Below are 16,724 nucleotides of genomic sequence, written 5' to 3'. Positions count from 1 at the left end.
GCTTGGGGAGATGTACCAATAAAGGTCTAATTATCTCCCCTAGCTTGTTAATTGTGGAGAGTTTAAAACAATGATGCGTGAGTTGAGTTGGATTGGGCTACTGCTGATCAGTGCTTACTTACTTGGCTCAATTCCAACTGGATATTTGGCAGGACGTCTAGTTAAAGGAATTGATATTCGGGAAATCGGTTCGGGATCAACGGGGGCGACCAATGTTTTGAGAAACCTGGGAAAAGGTCCAGCTTTAGTCGTTTTACTGATTGATGCGGCGAAAGGAGTAGGTGCTGTTGCTTTAGTGCATGGCTTCTTTGCCCTAACGGGATCATCCGTGATGCCGGATACCTGGAAACCTTGGTTGGTGGCTGTTGTCGCGTTGGCGGCTATGTTGGGTCACAGTAAATCAATTTGGATTAACTTTACGGGAGGAAAATCAGCCGCTACAGGGTTAGGTGTCTTATTCGCTATGTCTTGGTTCGTCGCATTGAGTGTATTGATAATCTTTATTGGGGTCGTCAGTTTCTCGCGGATTGTTTCTCTGGGTTCGATTGCAGCGGCGATCGCGGTGGCTGTTTTGATGATAGTCTTAGCTCAACCATTGCCCTATCAGCTATTTGGGGTTGTGGCGGGGCTATACGTTATATTACGCCATCGAGCCAATATTCAGCGCCTATTCGCTGGAACTGAACCCCGTTTAGGACAATCTGCATCAGCGGAAATGATCAGCAGTTAAACCGTTGTTGGTAGGGTGTAGCTTTTCCCCTCTCAGGTGAGACCGGATGTGAACTAGGATGGAGATAGTCAGTTTCCAACAACTACCGTGAACCAGTACGATCCTAAACTTGCTCAGTTTAACCTATCAGGCGTGGGCTGTTGGCTCACCCTATTAGCCACCTTTCTCTTATTGGGAACAGTTGGCTTGGGCTGGCTGGTCAACGGATTCTTAATTCTGATTGGGTTAGTCATCCTCGCACCAGTTATTGGCTGGATTGGCTTTCGCTGGTGGTTACAGCGTAACCTGGTTGAGGATAAATGTCCCGTCTGTACCTACGAGTTTACTGGGTTTAATCGTACCGAATGCCGCTGTCCTAACTGTGGCGAATTGTTGAAAGTCGAACAGGGTCAGTTTAACCGCTTGACGCCACCGGGTACGATTGATGTAGACGCCGTAGAGGTTTCAGTAAAGCAGCTTGAAGATTAAGTCCATTGTCAGATATAAGGCTTAGCGGGTTCAAGCCATGGCGACTCAGTAGGTTAGTGGAAATACACTCAACGATATTAGTTTCTGTAAAGTCCCTCAAACCCTCACATAAGACGTAGCTTGCTTCTTTTCGGGAAGCGAGTATAACGATCAGAGCCGTTAACTTTCATTTGTCCCACCTACTGACTAATGGAGAGGGTATAACGTTGCCCTCCAGCGCTATCGACAATATAGATCTTGTAAGTGCCTTCTTCCCAATATCCCGGTGCTTCAACGGTTTGCCCTGGCGCAGTGGCTAACACACATTGTCTACCACTTGCCACGGGTTCGCCTGCTGAATTCAAGGGTTCAATGATCAAAGCCGATTGACCAGCGCTTTGGAGGCTGAAGTTCAACGAACCGAAGTCTTGTTCCAAGGTGATCGTATACTGCGGTTGGATATTACCCACTTGGCAATTGTTCCCTTGAGCGGAAGTGCCTTGGAGTTCTAGGGCATTAAATCCTGGCGCTAACCTTTGCACGGTCTGACTATGGAGCAAACCTGTGTTCGCTAGCAGCATCGCTAAGGTGGTTGGCACAATCATCCACTGTTTCAGTCGTTTCATTCTCTGAGGCTCCACTATTGTTTGAGTCTTTCTAAAACTCATCGTCGTACATTAATAGACCCGCCGAAACTGACTCTGTTCCTGTTTGTTATTTGTCACTCGTCATTCGTCATTTGTCATTTGTCATTTGTCAGGGAATAGGGAACAGGGAACAGGGAACAGAGTAAGGTCGAGTTTTGAGTGAACTCCCTAATCTCCCCCAGCTTCCCCTGCTCCCCCAGCTTCCCACACCCGAAACCCGACATCCGACACCCAGTAGTACCCTCAAGTCCCTTGTCACTCCCTCAGCACTTAACCTATAAGAATTGCCCGAAACCTTGCTCAAACCGATAAAATCAAAACATATAACCTGATTTCTACAACTTAATTCTCTTGGCAGATGGAACCGAATCGAGACGACGACCAATCCACGCCCGTGGGCAATCCCTTTCAACCGCCCTTCTATAACACCTATCCGATGAAGCAACGGTTCAATCAAATCAGTGCTTGGTTTAACAGCCTGCCTACCGTTGGTAAAGTTATTGTGGTGATTGTTGGCGGCAGCTTGGGTCTATCCCTCTTGAAGACTGTTTTCCAACTGATTACCTCGTTAATTAGCCTTGCCCTATTGGGAATAATCCTCTATGTAGTGTATAAATTTTTCATTACTCCTAAGTCTCCCCAATAGTTGCCCACCCTTTATCCGCGTCGCGTGAGAATTGAACATGACTAGCCCTACCATAAAACAAGTCCATAATCAAACGGTTAGTCGATCATTTTCACTGCGACTAAACCGGGCATTACCGATAATGACCCGGCGGTTGGCAGCCGTGGTTCTGGAAGTGTCGTTAGTGACGGCAAGTGCGGTCATTCCTTACAGTATCGGCGAGTATGCCAAAGACCATTCCCCCGCTGAACCCGTTCCTATCAACCCTGTCGTCGCAGCAACGGAAGAGGCGATCGCAAAAACCCTGGCATATCCACGAGCGCGATTAAATCGCCAGGTTGCCCCCCTGACTAATTTGTTCTGGTGTGGGGCAATTGTTATGCCTGTTGTGGTGGTCAGTTGGCAGCTTTATCAATTGGGGAAAACAGGGCAAACCACGCCCAAACAATGGTTAAAGCTGCGGGTGGTGACACCAATGGGAACACCACCGGGATTAATCCGGGCAGTTTGGCGTGAGGCAGTCGGGCGCTGGGGATTACCTCTGGGTACAGCCTATTTGCTGTGGCGGTATACGGGCGCATTTCCCGACTTTGGCATCTTATTAGGACTGGCGGGAGTCATGCTACTCATCGAACATGGCAGTGGCTGGATTCACTCACGACGCCGCACCTTCCACGATCGCATGGCAGGTACTTATGTGGTGAATGCGTCTCAGGGATTGGCATCCGGCTCATTCAACGGCTGGCAGACCGATCGGGATCACTCCGTTACCCTAGAATTTGACAACGGCTGGCGTCAACAGAGCGAAACATCAACCCATGATCAGTCTCATCATCCCTCCGTCACCACCATCGTCCTCACTTCCCAATCCTCATCTCGACAAGTCCCTCATCTGTGGGGGTGGATGCGCCGTCATCCTGGCGCAACCTTGCTAATTCTCTCGTTTGCGGGAATGGCATCGGTTTTGGGGACTTTTGTCGGGACTCAGGTGTATATTCAACGTCAGGCAAATTGGCGAGAAGTTAATCAACAGAATAACGAAGTCTTTCTAGCGCTGGTCAAGCAGTTAAGTTCTACCTCCGCCACCGCCCTAGAAGAACGACAGGCGGCAATTCTGGCGCTGGCAAGGCTGGATGATCCCCGTGCTGTGCCGTTTCTGGTGGATTTATTGGGACAGGAAAACACGCCAAGTCTGATTGATACCCTGCAGCAAGCGTTGGTGAGTAAAGGTGCCGAAGCCCTACCTCCCCTGCAACGGTTAAATCAGGCGCTGCAAAATGACCGAGACACATTAGCCCGTCGGGGAACGCCAGGAGAGCAGCAGTTGGTGGCATTACGGCAACGGGCAACCAATCGGGCGATCGCGAAAATTCTCACCATCTACAGCAGTGAACTGCACGAGGCGGATTTGAGTCGCACTGACTTGAGTCAAATGGACACCCGTTCAGTTCAATTTACCTTAGTTTTGGATAACCTCGATCTAGCCGGACTTAATTTCCGTTCCGCCATCTTAACGGGGGGCAGTTTCCAAAACAGCCGTTTTTATGGGGCGGGTGCGGATCAACGCTGGGGTACATTTGATGATTGGATTGCAGATTTAAGCGGGGCTGAACTCAAGGAAGCGGATTTAACTGGGGCAAATTTAAACAATGTTTTGATGGCTCGCACAAATTTGATCCGGGCAATTCTCAATCGGGCAAATTTAGCGGATAGCTATCTCATTGGCGCGAACTTCAGCAGCGCTCAACTGATTGGGGCTGATTTAAGCCGAGCCGTATTAGAAAATGCTAGCTTGACCGGGGCGAATTTAGGCGAAGTAAAGGCATCTCTGGTGAATTTACATGGGGGAAGTCTCAGTCAAGTGAGTGCCGTTGGCGGAGATTTCAGCTTTGCGGATTTGACCCAATCCAATTGGCAAGGGGCTGATTTATCGGGAGCCAATTTTACTCAGGCGAAGTTACAGGATGCGGATTTGAGTTCGACAAAATTGGTTAAGGCGAATTTGAGTCAGGCTCAATTACAAAATGCCAAGCTACAGAATACGAATTTGAGTGCGGTAGATTTACGCGGGGCAAATGTAACCGGAACGGATTTCTTGGGCGCTATGTTTGCCACAGCCGTGCCTGTTCAGTCAGATCAGTTTATCACCCAACCTCCAGCCGCCGCGTCGGGGGCACGAGTAGAGGGCGTGAATTTTGCCCGGGCTAAAAATTTAGATACCAATCAGTTGCAATATATCTGTAATCATGGGGGACGGCATCCGGAATGTCCTTAATATAGAGTCGGTGAGGGGAGGGAACAGGGAACAGGGAACCGTAGAGACGCGCCATGGGGCGTCTCTACAATAGTTCGTTTAAGTCCCAAATCCTTTACCTCGATTTTCCGAGGGTAAACAAAGACAACTCTCAAGTTGCTTGTACAACTTATCATGGTCTAAATCTTGACCAATTAGCACCAATTGATTTCTCTTGTCCCCTTTCCACTGATCATCTTCGATATTAAACCGCTTACCACTGAGGTGGAAAATGTGGCGGTTTGGACTCTCATCAAACCAGAGAATTCCCTTAGCCCGGAAAATATTCGTTGTCAGTTGATTGTCTAAGAAATATTGAAACTTCCGGATGTTGAAGGGTTTATCACTCTGGAAGGAAATCGAGGTAAATCCATCATTTTCTAAGTGATGGGAGTGATCATGATCGTGATGATGTTCATGATCGTGATGGTCATGATCGCAATCGTGGTCATGGTGATGATCATGATCATGGTGATGATCATGGTCATGAGCCGATGATTCCTCAAAATACCGATCTGACTCAAACAATCCTACACTTAAAATCAATGGTAATGGCACTTGGGATTGAGTGGTGCGAATAATCCTCGCTCCTTCTTTAATTTCGCGAATTCTCACCTCCAAGGCGTCTACATCTGCCTCATCAACTAAGTCGATTTTATTCAGCAGAATGATATCGCCGTAAGCAATTTGACTATATGCCGCTTCGCTATTGAATAGATCCAAACTGAAATTCTCGCAGTCTACCACAGTAACGATGGAATCGAGGCGCGTCATGTCTCGCAGTTCGGTTCCTAGAAACGTGAGGGCGACGGGTAGGGGATCAGCTAATCCTGTGGTTTCCACCACCAGGTAATCCACCTTATCCTCCCGTTCCAGTACCTTGTAAATAGCATTGACTAAATCTTCATTAATGGTGCAGCAAATACAACCATTACTCAGTTCCACCATGTCATCCCCGGTGGTGACAATGAGTTCATTATCAATGCCAATTTCGCCAAACTCATTGACTAAAACGGCAGTCTTGACACCGTCTTGGTTGCTCAAGATATGATTAAGCAGCGTCGTTTTGCCACTGCCGAGAAATCCTGTAATAATCGTGACAGGTAAGCCATGTATCGCTGCGTCCATGGTTGGGTCGGATGCAGACTGAGTTGTGACTGATTGCATAAGGCGCTATGTTGAACTGTATTTAAACGTCAGAATATAGGAAGATAACGTACAGATGTGGTTAAACCAAGCATCAACCTGTACGCTGGATCTGCCAATCCTTTCCCATTATTGCGTATCTGTTCCCAACTGAGTTTACTGTTCTTGTGCCATGACCCTAACCCTGTACAACACACTCACCCGTCGTAAAGAACCGTTTTCCCCTGTAGAGACGGGTAAGGTGCGGATGTATTGCTGCGGCATCACCGCTTATGACTATTGCCATTTGGGTCATGCTAGAACCTGCATTATCTGGGATACTGCCCGTCGTTATTTACAATGGCGTGGCTATGATGTGAACTACGTACAGAATTTTACCGATATTGACGATAAAATCCTGAATCGGGCGCGACAAGAGGGAACCTCGATGGAGGCTGTCTCGGAACGCTTCATTCAGGCGTATTTTGAGGATATGGCGCGGCTGAATGTGAAGGATGCTGATGCCTATCCTCGGGCGACGCATTGCCTGGATGGGATTAAGCGACTCATTTATGATTTAGAACAGAAAAATTACGCTTACCCCGCCGCTGGAGATGTTTACTATGCTGTGCGTCGTTTTGGGGAGTATGGCAAGTTGTCGGGACGAAAGTTAGAGGAGTTGCAAGCGGGGGCGAGTGGGCGAGTTGAGGTAGCGGATACAGAGGCGGCTAAGAAAAAGGACGCTTTTGATTTTGCCCTGTGGAAGGGTTCTAAGCCCGGAGAACCTGCCTGGGAATCGCCGTGGGGGGCGGGACGTCCGGGCTGGCATATTGAGTGTTCGGCGATGATTCGGGACAATTTGGGGGACACGGTGGATATTCATGCGGGGGGATCGGATTTAATTTTTCCCCACCACGAGAATGAAATTGCCCAATCAGAAGCGGTGACGGGTCAACCCTTGGCGCGTTACTGGTTACATACAGGGATGGTGATTGTGAATGGGGAGAAGATGTCCAAATCCTTGGGGAATTTTATCACCATTCGGGATTTACTCGATCGCCCCACTGATCCGATGGCGGTACGGTTGTTTGTCCTCCAGGCACAGTATCGCAAGCCCTTAGATTTTACCGATGAGGCGTTGGCGGCGGCGACGAATGGGTGGCATACGCTGAAGGAGGGATTGCTGTTTGGCGTTCAGTATGGTGAACAACTGGGGTGGCAAGACTCAGATAAACGGCAAACGACGGCGGTAGAACGGTTTCAAACTGCTGTTGATGATGATTTCAATTTCGCCGAAGGGTTAGCTGTATTATTTGAATTGGCAAAAGAATTGGGGCGTGAGGGGAATATTTTGGTGCATGAAGGGAAAACCCGAACATCGCCCCAGGAGTTAGAGGCACAATGGCATACTTTAGTAGAACTGGCGCGGGTGTTTGGACTTGAGGCGCAAGGGGAGGACATTAGTCAGGAATCGACGAGTGGATTAAGTGATGCAGAAATTGAAGCACTGATTCAGCAACGTACCGAGGCGCGGAAACGGAAGGATTTTGAGATGAGCGATCGCATTCGGGATGAACTGAAAGCCCAAGGAATTACGCTGATTGATCAATCCGGTGGTGTCACTCGTTGGCATCGGAATTGAGTGTTGAGTGTGTAGGGGCGGGTTTCACTACTATCGTTTCCTTTACACCCAGATGTGACTAAACCCGTCCGACTTGACTTCGCTCAAGGGAACCTGGTTTTGAATTAACGAATGACAAATGACAAATGACAAATGACCAATGACCAATGACCAATTTACATAATTTGATTCAGGCAGGACACGTCAGCTCTACCAAAATGAATACTAAACGCAACATTTAAATTTTCCAGAGACTTAATTAACCAGGGTACACCGTCTCTCGTAGAAGACTCGTAATGGTTAAACAAAATAGAAAATCGCTTCTCTAAATAGGGCTTAACTTTACGACACAGCAGCACAATCTTAAGTAACAACACGGTAGTAACTGTTGCGCCTAAATTCGTGATCAGATCAACAAAAACAAAATGCTTCGGTCGCTGAGAACTCTCAACAACCAGAAAATTTAATAACTGGCTACAGGTTCGCAAAATCAGAAATTCGCTGGGCTTCTGATTATCGCTTTGAGGTAAGGTATTGTTCAGATGCTCATACAACCGACTATTAAATTGGCGTTTGCCATAGGCTGAATCAATGGAAGCTGTCAGATACTCATACAAATCGTCCTTAAAGTCTTTGTAGCAAGGAGTCTGGCTGCTATGGGTGAGGAAACTTTGAGCCAGATCCCGGCACGTATGAGAGCCTTGAACTTTGCCGACAAACTGTTTTAGGGCAGTCCCCAGTTCATGATCCGTTAGAAGGGTGGGATTTTTGACAGGTTGGATAATTTTAGTCGAAGCGTCTTTCGAGTCCTGTCGCTTCATTTTGGCGCATCGCACCTGATAAGTCACGTACTTTGACAAATCTAGCTCGAAGCGCTGCTGAAGCCGGGATTGAATTTGCCGGACGGTTTGTTGATGTTCATAACTGCTGTCTTCACTCAGCAAACAGTGTTCGTACAAATAGGGGTATCGCTGAATTAGAGGTCCGACTTCTTTAGAACTGGTGGATGTTTCACCGACTACCTGAGATAAGCGATGTAGGGTAAGATATTGGTCGGTTTCTTTAAAAAGCTGTAGCAGATGTCGCAGACGCCTAGAACCGCGAGAATAAACCCCGGTTGCGGGTGGAATATTATCCAGTAATGCGACCAATTCAGGGATGGCACTTTGGTGTTGCGGTTGTATTTGCCAGCGGTTAATCAGAATGTGACAGCAACGATTTAGGATAAACTTGAAATCTTGCTCAGCCTGCTTATCCATTGCCAGCTTTTCCAAGACCATCCAGATTTCCGGCTCTGCATATCGAGAGCCGTCCATGAATAGCTGTTTGAAGCGTTCAAGCGTCTGCGTCGGAGATTCTACCTGTACGCAATACAGGAGATGGTCGTACAGTTGCTGCTCTTGTGAGCTAGTTTGTCTGATGTCAGAGTCTGTCCAAGTACTAGTATTCACTTCAGTTTACCCCCTACGCGCAAACGCCGTGGGCTGGTTGATTTGAATGAAATTTGGCAGATCTAAGCTCAAATTTGACTTGCCCTGTATCTCAACAACCGAAAACCCTGATGCATTTTATGAATTACCCCGCCTAAACGAGCTTGGTCAAGAGTTGCTTAAATCTAATAAACTATATTATCTCTATATACAAGCATACTAAACTAAGTATGGATCATACTGTAAAATTATGCAGCAAAATTGTAAAGATTCAGTGAATATGGCATAAAACACTCATTTATATAGATTATAAAGATCCTTGAGTTTTTGAATCAGTCAGAAATTGGGTAGGGGATGAGTGTGGCTCGCTCACTCCCATCACCACAACTAGCCACAACCTATTCACCACCCTGGAATTATGCCTTGTCAGATTTCTTTAACCCAATTCATCGAAGTTCTCGCGGCTACTCCGGTTAATCTGTCAGTACCAATGTCTAGTCAGGAGGTCTTTGGTATTACAACCGATACCCGTAGCCTAGAACCGGGTCAAATCTTTCTAGCGCTGCGGGGAGAAACCTTTGATGGACATGATTACGCTGAGGTAGCGATTGAGAAAGGGGCGATCGCGGTGATTGCCAACCGTGACCAAGGGTATCATCTTCAAGGCATACCCCAGCTTCAAGTCGATGATACTCTACAGGCATATCAGCAACTGGCTCGATGGTGGCGCGATCAGTTTGATATTCCTGTAATTGCGGTTACGGGTTCTGCGGGAAAAACGACGACGAAGGAATTAATCGCGGCGGTTTTGTCTACTCAGGGTAATGTCCTGAAAACCCAGGCGAATTACAATAATGAGATTGGTGTGCCAAAAACATTGCTGGAATTAGACTCCAACCATGATTATGCTGTGATTGAAATGGCGATGCGGGGTTCTGGGCAAATTGCCCTATTGACCCAAATTGCCCGTCCGATGATCGGCGTGATTACGAATGTGGGGACGGCGCATATTGGACTTTTAGGATCGGAGGATGCGATCGCACAGGCAAAGTGTGAGTTATTGGCGCAGATGCCAGATACAAGCTTGGCGATTCTCAATCATGATAATCAACGCTTAATGGATACGGCGGCTACGGTTTGGCAAGGGGAAACATTGACGTTTGGCTTAAACGGGGGTGATGTTCAGGGGAAACTCATTGACTTGTTTAGGCTAATGGTGGATGGTATCACATTTCCCTTACCCTTACCGGGGGAACATAATGCCCTCAACTATTTAGCCGCCCTAGCCGTGGCGAAACATCTCCAGATTGATTGGACACCCTTGAGTCAAGGATTATCGGTTCAGATGTCTGGGGGGCGATCGCAACGCTATGAGTTGCCTAATGATATCGTGATTCTTGATGAAACCTATAATGCTGGATTTGAAGCCATGATCGCGGCGTTACAACTCCTTGCCCAGACGCCGGGTAAGCGACACATTGCTATTTTGGGCTCGATGAAGGAATTAGGAAACCATTCGGAACGACTGCACCAACAAGTTGGACAGAAAGCCCAGCAACTCAACTTAGATACAGTCTTGATTACTCTTAAGGATCAGGAAGCCGAAGCCATTACTAGGGGACTCTCAACGTTACCCAGCAAAGGTTTTGCCCAGGATGACGCCTTGGTGCAGTATTTACAGGAATTTGTTCAACCTGGCGATCGCTTACTGTTCAAAGCCTCACGTTCTGTGGGTTTGGATCGGGTTTTGTCTCAGTTTCGAGAGTCCATGTCTAAGTAGGGGTTGCTGAATAAGTCTTGTGGTGGGGAGAGGCAATAGGGAATAGGCAATGGGCAATGGTTTCAAGCCTCTGTCGAGGGAAAATTTGGCGTTGGCGGAGGCACAAATTCCAGGGTTTTGACGGTTATAGTGTAAAAACCTTGCACTTGTTGGGTAGAAAAATGGCTTAAAACCCTTATCTGGTCTAGCTTCCACGCTCATGCAGCAAGCCCTAAGTAGAGCTTGCTGAATAAGTCTGGTGGTGGGGAGAGGGAATAGGTAATAAGCTGTTCGGCATTTAAACCTTAATATCAATAATGGCGAAATCCTTGTAGTGCGAGCATCTTGCTCGCTACCCATTCCCAATTTAAATGCATGACAGCTTAGGCAATAGTTTTAATCTTCTGTTAAGGTAATGTTTTGCGTTTAGGTCGCGGTTGAGCGGTAAATTTGAGTTCCAAGGTTAAGCGATCGTTACTGCTGGGAGAGCTTTTTTTGCGAAAGCAACGGGCATCTTCTACAAATCCAAAACCTGCTTTACCACAAATAGAGGTTATATTGGGATAACCATAATACTGGCTAATTTCTCGGAGTGAATGGTCTTTACGCAAAAACCGAGAGGCAAGAGTTTTCTTTCGGTGACTCTCCAGCACGCAAACATGAGGATTACTGCACAAATCTACATCGGTTAGATAAAAGTAAAAGGTCAAACTACGCGGGTTATTCGCGGCTCGATAAAACCGCTGAGCCTCTTGGCGTCGTTCATACAGAGTTGACTCTACGGCAAAACTCCACCAAAGCTGAGTGTCTTGGTGAATGGGTTCGGCGTTGAGGTATGTAGCAGCAATTGCTAATAATGTTGAATCAGTTTCTAATTTTTTGATGGCTGGACATGACACTAGACTTTTGTTGTAAATTCCCCTAACTAATGGTTTTCCAGTCTGCCTCATCACTTCTTCTTTTTCCGAGACTGAAAAACTGAATTGGGGATTATTGGGGTCATGGCAAGTATTTGTCAGTGCCAAGTCTCGGATTTCTTGGATAATCGGTGCAGGGAGGTTAAGGTTTTGATAAATTCCGTTGTGTTTCAGTGAGTGAATAGTCTCGGTAAAATCAATATCCTGGAAAATTGAAATTTGAGATTGAGCCTGAATATCACTTATCTTCATCTTGCCAATTTTCTTGGCAAGAATAAAACGACAAATACGGTTTAAGTAATTATTACCTTTTTGAAAGGAGTTAAACTCAATACCTGCGGTAGGATTAGAAACAACATCAATGAACATCATTTTAGGTATATCTTGCAATCCATTGAAAGGAACAGTTTAGGTGTCTGAGAAATAAATTGGGGATTGATGCACGATACACCTCTAAGGGCAAGTCCTGGTCGGAATTGGATAAAGATAAGGCAGATACTTAGGTGGACAAAATCTAAGGAATAATTAACTCTAACGAGATTAAACTCAGATGATTTTTGTCCCTTAAATGTTTATGATTCCTGTGTTTATGTAATCGTATCCAATTTTTAACCAGGAAGATAGATGTTCACGTCTAGATTACTCAAATCTTTAAGAATTGGTAGATAGTTTAAAGGGGAAGTAAAGCAGCAACTTAGCGTTGGGGCTGGTTTAGTTAGATCAGGGTGAGAACAAAACGATAATAGTGAAATGCCCTGTTCCCTGTTCCCTGTTACACACCGAGCGAAGCCGAGGTGTTCCCTATTCCCGGATCAATGATTTATGGCTTATGAGCAAATAGCAACAATCCTGCCAATAGTGCCACAACTGCCGCCGCATAGAACACCCACTCTAAACCGCAGGACGCTAACACGGGTCCTAACAGGATAGGAGATATAAACTGTCCCAAAAACCCCGCACCTGTCCCAGCCGCTAGTACACTGGATTTCAGGTCTGGAGGAGCTAGATTCGCCAGAGTGCCGTAAAGGGTGGGAAGTACCAAACCAAATCCCATACCAAAGAATACAGCCGTCACCAAAATCCAACCCAGTTGGTGCAGGATGGGAATCGTACTTAAAGTTAACGCCATCAGACCTAACCCGATCGCAACAGTTGTAGGTCGTCCCCAGCGCTGGGCAAGCTTTTTCGCGCCAAATGCTGATATAATGGCTGCGCCTATTGCCCGTGATGCTAAAACAATTCCATTCACCACGCTTGTGGCGTCAATGGTTTGTTTGAGATATTGCGGGGCATAAATGACCACCGCGTACATGGCAATGGATACTAAACAGAGTGTGGATAAGAGGCGTAGGGTGTAGGGGCGTCCTAAAACCTGGCGCAGTTTACTTCCAGCATCTTTAGTGTCTGCCTTGGTTTTTGGGGAGGATTTTTCCGGTAAGAACTGTGCGGCTAAGATTGCTAGAGGTAGTCCTATCCCATACAGACCAAATGCCCATTGCCAGTGAAATGAACCCACCCAACCCCCAAGTAGGGGAAAAGCAATGCCCATAATAGTTAGGGTACTGGTTGCGTATCCCAACGCCTGCGATCGCGCTTCGCCTTCATACATGTTCCCCAAGATGCCCAAACCCGCCGCCGCAATTCCGCCACTCGCAGCACCCAATAACCCCCGCACAACTAACAACGGTATCAGTGAGTGCATGAAGGCACCAGCTACGCCAAATAAGGCGTAGAGAACTAATGACGGGATCAGCACCCGCAGATGCCCTATCCGATCTGCCACGATTCCTAACGGTGGACTAAATAGGGCAATGGTTAGGCAATGCAGGCTGACCAAATTTCCTGCTAATGCCGGATCAAGGTTAAGTTGCTGGATCATCTCTGGCAAAATTGGTGCCACCACTCCCCCCGCCATGGTGGTGAGAGAGCCAGCGACTAGCAGCACTAACAGCCGAGGATCACGTAACATAACTTAAAATACCTAAATATTTTGACAACTATAGCAGAAGGCTCCAAGCCAGGGGAGACATAAGACGAATGACATAAGACGAATGACGATCCAATGCATTGACTCCTAAAAAATTACAAGATAAATATGGTCAATCGACAACAGAGGCTCCGATATGGAACTGGCGACAACGCTAACTAGCCAAAACGTGCAAAACGTGATTAGAGAAGTAGGGATTAACCCTAACTACTGGTATCCCGTGGCTTGGGCAAATCAAATCCAACCGGGTAAAATCTTACCTGTCAAGATTTGGCAACAATCGCTCGCCGTTTACCGGACTCCCATCGGTCAACTCCATGCGTTAGAAAATGCTTGTCCTCACAAAGGTGTAGAACTGCATAAAGGCATTGTTCAAGATGAGTATTTAGCCTGTCCTTATCATGGCTGGCAGTTTGATGGTGCAGGAAAGTGTGTAGGCATTCCCTACTTTCCCCCAGAACAGAAACTACCCTGCGCTCAAGTCCGTACTTATCCGATTCAGGAAAAATACAAGCTGATTTGGATCTTTCCTGGAGATCCTACCTTAGCCAAAACCTGTCAACCGCCAGATATGCCAGAATTTGACCATCCGGACTGGTTTATGGTTCCCGTGAGTGCCAGGATGAAGTCTCATTTTTCTATCTGTAATGAAAATTCCATGGATGTTTTTCATGGATTTTTGCACCAAAACCTGCAAGGATGGTTTGATCCAGTTCTCAAGCGGTTGCAGGAAACGGAAAATACCGTCTGTGCGGAGTACGATGTCTCCTATAAAGGGCGTATGGCTCAATGGTTAGGGTTAAGCGATCGCGCGGATCAAGTGACTCGGCGCACGATATCGGTACAGTATCGCTATCCCCATTATTACAGTTCTCTAGAAGGCGTCTCTAACCTCTACCTGATGCGCCTCCCCATCGGATTAACGGAAAGTCGCTCCTTTGCTCTATTCTTTTTCAAGGTTCCCCTACCCCCATGGTTCCGTAAGCTATTCGACCCCCTCTTGTCTACCATACTGGAACGGTTTGTATTTATGCGATTTCTCAATCAAGATATTGAAATGATGGAAAGTGAGCAGCGAACCTATCTGGCAAATCCCCAGCGTCGCTATGTGGAAGTCAATCCCGCAATCATTGCCGTGCAGCGGTTGATTCGGCGGCAATTTCAACTACTCCAGGCGGCTAATGCTGAGCCTGGGGATGATCAAGACTACTGATGAGGATGGTGCATGAAGGCAAACGTTTCTGAGCATCTCTATGGAAGCAGGGGAAACAGGGGAGATTTTAGCGGGTCAGTTATTTCTGCCATGCTGCATTAACATAACATTAGCTCAGACTGGCTATAGCGCTTCGCGCTGGTCTAGTTACACTTTGTTTGTACGAACATCTCATCTGGACTCAGCTTCAGGTAAGGGAGTTGTAAATACACCAGAGCGAACTGCTATATCTGTCACACCGAATCTGTCACACCGAATGGCTGTGTCCACAGTTGTCCAGCGTTAGGGGGAAGGATCGCTCTCAAGCTGAAGATAGATGATTATGGCATGGATTGGAGTCATCCTGATAAAGGAAAAGCGAACAGATGAATCAATTACCCATGACAAAGGAACAGTCAATCCGCCAAAATCAGGATGCTACCCGCGTTACCCACGATCCCACATTGAACAAAGATGCTGTTAATGAGGTGATGGAAAGCTATGAAGCCGATACTGACTCAGAGGCGACAGAGGAACTTGATCCATCCACGGAACAGGAATTGGGTGAAGTCGAACAAGCGTTAGAAGATTTAACGATTGGGATTGAAGATCGATCGTGATCAGGTGTTGTCGTTCACTTAAGTAGCTTGTCTGCTATATGTTTGGGAAGTCCCTGAGTTGTTAGTCTGGATCTGATACAAACCGCGATCGCATCCAGACAAATTCTACAACCCAATGGTCAGTTCCAATACCGTCGTTCTACCTCAACCTCACACCATCCCGGTAACTTATCCGTTAAGTATTGCACCGATGATGGATCGCACGGATCGCCATTTTCGGTATTTTATGCGCCAGATTACCCGCTGCACTCTCCTCTATACCGAGATGGTAACCAGTGCAGCAATTATACATGGCGATCGCGATCGCCTGTTGGGTTTTTCCCCCGAAGAGAAACCCTTAGTGCTGCAAGTGGGGGGAGATAATCCCCTAGAACTTGCCGAATGCGCCCGAATTGCTGAAGGGATGGGGTATGACCAGATTAATCTTAACGTAGGATGTCCGAGCGATCGCGTGCAAAATGGGAACTTTGGTGCTTGTCTGATGGCGCAACCGGAACGGGTGGCGCGGGGGGTGGAAGCGATGATTCAGGCGGTTACAATACCAGTTACCGTCAAGCATCGGATTGGCATAGATGAGTGCGATCGCTATGAGGACATGGCAAACTTTGTCCGTATTGTCTCAGAAGCCGGATGTCAACACTTTAGTGTCCATGCGCGGAAGGCGTGGTTACAGGGATTAAGTCCCAAGGAAAATCGCACAGTTCCGCCTTTACGGTATAGTGATGTGCATCGCCTAAAACAAGAATTTCCCCAGTTATTTATTGAGATTAACGGCGGATTTACGAGTTTAGAACAGGTACAGGAACAGTTAAAATTTGTCGATGCGGTAATGATTGGACGCGCCGCCTACGATAATCCTTATCTATTTGCTCAAGCTGATTGTCAGATATTTGGTCAGGAAGGTATAGCGCCAACTCGCCATCAGGTTGTGGAAGGGATGTTGGATTATATTGATCATTGGGTGGCAAAAGGATTGAAGTTGAATAAAATTACCCGCCATATCCTGCAATTATTTTCTGGACAACCTGGAAGTCGTGCTTGGAAGCGACATTTAACCGAAAAATCTTGTATTCCGGGTGTAGGTTCTGAAGTAATGCGGGAAGCCTTGGCGAAAGTACCTAACTCGTCCCTGAGTGTGAGATGAAATGGAAAGCGATCGTGAATCGCTTGTCTGAGGAACGCCGACAGGAAGTGTTAGATTTTGCTGTTTTTTGGGTCAGAGGTAGTTACAGGATATATTGTAGGGGCGACCCGCCGCATACAATTAATATCGCCCAACCCTTAATTTTATCGGGTCGCCCTGCATCAGGTAAACTGTTCGGCATTTAAAC

The 16,724-nt window shown here is 46.9% G+C and carries 14 protein-coding genes; 9 read left to right on the top strand and 5 right to left on the bottom strand.

Annotated features, from left to right (window positions below):
* Nucleotides 1-70: 70 nt before the first annotated feature.
* Nucleotides 71-730 carry a glycerol-3-phosphate 1-O-acyltransferase PlsY gene (gene plsY, locus RID53_RS03910; protein ID WP_446386866.1) on the top strand — a complete coding sequence of 220 codons (660 nt, stop codon included), beginning with the start codon at nucleotides 71-73 and terminating at the stop codon, nucleotides 728-730.
* Between the two features lie 87 nt (nucleotides 731-817).
* The gene (locus RID53_RS03905) at nucleotides 818-1,198 is read left to right on the top strand and encodes a hypothetical protein (protein ID WP_446379027.1); all 381 of its coding nucleotides are present in this window, start codon (nucleotides 818-820) and stop codon (nucleotides 1,196-1,198) included.
* Nucleotides 1,199-1,377: 179 nt separating this feature from the next.
* On the opposite strand, the gene RID53_RS03900 is transcribed toward RID53_RS03905, so the two are convergent.
* Nucleotides 1,378-1,803, bottom strand: a complete 426-nt coding sequence (locus tag RID53_RS03900; protein WP_446386865.1) for a hypothetical protein — start codon at nucleotides 1,801-1,803, stop codon at nucleotides 1,378-1,380.
* 379 nt (nucleotides 1,804-2,182) lie between these two features.
* Here RID53_RS03900 and RID53_RS03895 point away from each other — a divergent pair, with 379 nt between their 5' ends.
* Both RID53_RS03895 and RID53_RS03890 read left to right on the top strand, forming a co-directional pair.
* Nucleotides 2,183-2,470, top strand: a complete 288-nt coding sequence (locus tag RID53_RS03895) for a hypothetical protein (protein WP_446386864.1) — start codon at nucleotides 2,183-2,185, stop codon at nucleotides 2,468-2,470.
* A gap of 37 nt (nucleotides 2,471-2,507) precedes the next feature.
* Nucleotides 2,508-4,724: a pentapeptide repeat-containing protein gene (locus RID53_RS03890; protein WP_446386863.1), complete on the top strand. Its 2,217-nt coding sequence runs from the start codon at nucleotides 2,508-2,510 to the stop codon at nucleotides 4,722-4,724.
* Between the two features lie 78 nt (nucleotides 4,725-4,802).
* On the opposite strand, the gene RID53_RS03885 is transcribed toward RID53_RS03890, so the two are convergent.
* Nucleotides 4,803-5,909, bottom strand: coding sequence for a CobW family GTP-binding protein (locus RID53_RS03885; RefSeq protein ID WP_446386862.1), 1,107 nt, complete (start codon nucleotides 5,907-5,909; stop codon nucleotides 4,803-4,805).
* Nucleotides 5,910-6,060: 151 nt separating this feature from the next.
* Here RID53_RS03885 and cysS point away from each other — a divergent pair, with 151 nt between their 5' ends.
* Complete coding sequence (gene cysS / locus RID53_RS03880; RefSeq protein ID WP_446386861.1) at nucleotides 6,061-7,509, top strand: cysteine--tRNA ligase; 1,449 nt, start codon at nucleotides 6,061-6,063, stop codon at nucleotides 7,507-7,509.
* Nucleotides 7,510-7,664: 155 nt separating this feature from the next.
* Here the strand turns inward: cysS and RID53_RS03875 are convergent, their stop codons facing one another.
* A complete protein-coding gene (locus tag RID53_RS03875) occupies nucleotides 7,665-8,939 on the bottom strand; it encodes a hypothetical protein (RefSeq protein WP_446386860.1) in 1,275 nt (424 codons plus the stop codon).
* 397 nt (nucleotides 8,940-9,336) lie between these two features.
* On the opposite strand from RID53_RS03875, the gene RID53_RS03870 reads away from it, so the two are divergent.
* On the top strand, nucleotides 9,337-10,698 hold the full coding sequence (locus tag RID53_RS03870) for a UDP-N-acetylmuramoyl-tripeptide--D-alanyl-D-alanine ligase (RefSeq protein WP_446386859.1): 1,362 nt from the start codon (nucleotides 9,337-9,339) through the stop codon (nucleotides 10,696-10,698).
* A gap of 386 nt (nucleotides 10,699-11,084) precedes the next feature.
* Here the strand turns inward: RID53_RS03870 and RID53_RS03865 are convergent, their stop codons facing one another.
* Together RID53_RS03865 and RID53_RS03860 are read right to left on the bottom strand one after the other, a co-directional pair.
* A complete protein-coding gene (locus tag RID53_RS03865) occupies nucleotides 11,085-11,966 on the bottom strand; it encodes a hypothetical protein (protein WP_446386858.1) in 882 nt (293 codons plus the stop codon).
* A 448-nt stretch (nucleotides 11,967-12,414) separates the two neighbouring features.
* Nucleotides 12,415-13,563 carry an MFS transporter gene (locus RID53_RS03860; RefSeq protein ID WP_446386857.1) on the bottom strand — a complete coding sequence of 383 codons (1,149 nt, stop codon included), beginning with the start codon at nucleotides 13,561-13,563 and terminating at the stop codon, nucleotides 12,415-12,417.
* 154 nt (nucleotides 13,564-13,717) lie between these two features.
* On the opposite strand from RID53_RS03860, the gene RID53_RS03855 reads away from it, so the two are divergent.
* From RID53_RS03855 to dusA, 3 genes are all read left to right on the top strand, one after another.
* On the top strand, nucleotides 13,718-14,794 hold the full coding sequence (locus RID53_RS03855; protein WP_446386856.1) for an aromatic ring-hydroxylating dioxygenase subunit alpha: 1,077 nt from the start codon (nucleotides 13,718-13,720) through the stop codon (nucleotides 14,792-14,794).
* A gap of 365 nt (nucleotides 14,795-15,159) precedes the next feature.
* The gene (locus tag RID53_RS03850) at nucleotides 15,160-15,393 is read left to right on the top strand and encodes a hypothetical protein (protein ID WP_446386855.1); all 234 of its coding nucleotides are present in this window, start codon (nucleotides 15,160-15,162) and stop codon (nucleotides 15,391-15,393) included.
* Nucleotides 15,394-15,508: 115 nt separating this feature from the next.
* The gene (gene dusA, locus RID53_RS03845) at nucleotides 15,509-16,537 is read left to right on the top strand and encodes a tRNA dihydrouridine(20/20a) synthase DusA (protein WP_446386854.1); all 1,029 of its coding nucleotides are present in this window, start codon (nucleotides 15,509-15,511) and stop codon (nucleotides 16,535-16,537) included.
* Nucleotides 16,538-16,724 lie beyond the last annotated feature (187 nt).

The organism is Coleofasciculus sp. B1-GNL1-01 (genome assembly GCF_040220235.1).
In the GTDB taxonomy this organism is placed as follows: domain Bacteria; phylum Cyanobacteriota; class Cyanobacteriia; order Cyanobacteriales; family Coleofasciculaceae; genus Coleofasciculus.
This window is presented reverse-complemented; position numbering and strand designations above follow the sequence as displayed.